This window comes from Ammoniphilus sp. YIM 78166 (genome assembly GCF_004522215.1).
GTDB lineage: Bacteria > Bacillota > Bacilli > Aneurinibacillales > RAOX-1 > YIM-78166.
Genome location: NZ_SDLR01000048.1, coordinates 1 through 418, shown reverse-complemented (window position 1 = coordinate 418; position 418 = coordinate 1). Strand labels below are relative to the sequence as shown.

General features: G+C 48.3%; 2 tRNA genes. Both read right to left on the bottom strand.

Annotated features, from left to right (window positions below):
* Nucleotides 1-154 precede the first annotated feature (154 nt).
* Nucleotides 155-231, bottom strand: a tRNA-Val gene (locus EIZ58_RS32820).
* 4 nt (nt 232-235) lie between these two features.
* Nucleotides 236-312 (bottom strand) — tRNA-Val (locus tag EIZ58_RS32815).
* Nucleotides 313-418: the final 106 nt, after the last annotated feature.

The following is a 418-nucleotide window of genomic DNA, read 5'->3' as shown; positions in this document are numbered from 1 at the left end:
CCAAATGGGCCATTGAAAGAAAAATGAAGTTGTAACAAAGTTGCCATAGCGATTCTCCTTCTGATAACGCATACGAAGACAGTGTAAATCTTTTAACGTATTGGATACAGAGAAGAAACAGAGGGAAAAAGGAGAAGACCAGATTAAGAAAATCTGGTGCGTCCGAGTGGACTCGAACCACCGACCCCCACCATGTCAAGGTGGTGCTCTAACCAACTGAGCTACGGACGCAGGATGGTGCGTTCAATTGGACTCGAACCAACGACCCCCACCATGTCAAGGTGGTGCTCTAACCAACTGAGCTATGAACGCAACGTTGTAGGTGACAACGGGGACGAATATTAGCGGCAGAGTGGGAAGGTGGCAAGAGGCAAAACGTAATTTTCTGCGCTATTTCGACCGTTTGCAGAGCTCCGGC